Origin of the sequence: Primorskyibacter flagellatus (assembly GCF_900176485.1) — a bacterium.
GTDB classification, from domain to species: domain Bacteria; phylum Pseudomonadota; class Alphaproteobacteria; order Rhodobacterales; family Rhodobacteraceae; genus Primorskyibacter; species Primorskyibacter flagellatus.
Window position 1 is genome coordinate 1 of sequence record NZ_FWYD01000070.1, and the last position, 1,171, is coordinate 1,171.

The window sequence follows — 1,171 nt, forward strand, 5'->3', positions numbered from 1 at the left end:
GGAACGTCTGATCAACGGGTTCGGCTGCGCCGAGATTGTGGCTTGATGCTCTCGGAAGGTGTGAGACAGGTTGTTTGCGGCCGATCAAGCGGCTTCAAGGCCGCCATTTCGGCGGTTTGGCGTATTCTGGGCAGACTCGTCCTCATGCCATCAGCCTCCTTCGCACCAGGAACAGGTTTCCAAGCGCGAACAGCGTGAAGAGCTGGGCGCGGTTCTTGGCGAGGCCCCGGTAGCGGGTCTTCACGTGGCCGAACTGCCGCTTGATGACCCGGAACGGATGCTCGACCTTGGCCCGCACCATCGCGATCACCCGGTTGATCCGTTCGTCGAGGGGATGCAGCTTGCCACCCTTTGGCGCCTTGCGCATGACACCCCAGGCCTTGCACGACCCTTTGAACGCCGCCTCGCGCTCGGCACTGACATAGCCCTTGTCGGCCCAGACGGAGGTCTCGTCGCCATGCAGCAGGTCGTCCCAGACCTGGCTGTCGTGGAGCTTGGCTGTCGAGGTGTCCAGGCTGTGAACAACGCCGCTGTCCGCATCGACGCCAATGTGCGCCTTCATACCAAAATACCAGTCGTTTCCCTTTTTCGTGGATGACATTTCGGGGTCGCGCGCGCCCGCCTTGTTCTTCGTGGAGGACGGCGCGTCGATGATCGTGGCGTCGACCAGCGTGCCGGAGCGCAAGCCGATGCCCTTGTCGGCCAGATGCGCGTTGACGTCCGCAAAGATCGCTTCTGTCAGCCCGTGCCGTTCCAGCAGATGACGGAAGTTCAGGATCGTGGTCTCGTCCGGAATGCGGTCGTCACCCAGCTCGATCCCGGCAAAGCGGCGCATCGCCTCGCTGTCGTAGAGCATTTCCTCAGCCATCGGGTCGCTCAGCGCATACCAGTTCTGCAGGAAATAGACCCGAAGCATCATCTCCAGCGGCATCGGCGGGCGACCACCCTTCGGCCCGGCCTTCGGATAATGCGGATCGACAAGCGCCAGAAACCGCCCCCAGGGCACCACCTCGTCCATCTCCGCCAGAAACAGTTCCCGCCGGGTCTGCTTCTTCTTCATTGCATCGTGAAGACCGGGAAAGGCAGGCTGCTTCGGCATCGGAACGGCTCCTTGGCGGGTTGCCCAAGTCTACCAGATCACGCCGAAAGAAGCAGGTTTTTCAGACGTTCC

Annotated in this window: 1 protein-coding gene; it reads right to left on the reverse strand. The window is 61.9% G+C overall.

Annotated features, from left to right (window positions below):
• Positions 1 to 142: 142 nt before the first annotated feature.
• The gene (locus B8991_RS20970; RefSeq protein ID WP_084355218.1) at positions 143 to 1,099 is read right to left on the reverse strand and encodes an IS5 family transposase; all 957 of its coding nucleotides are present in this window, start codon (positions 1,097 to 1,099) and stop codon (positions 143 to 145) included.
• Positions 1,100 to 1,171: the final 72 nt, after the last annotated feature.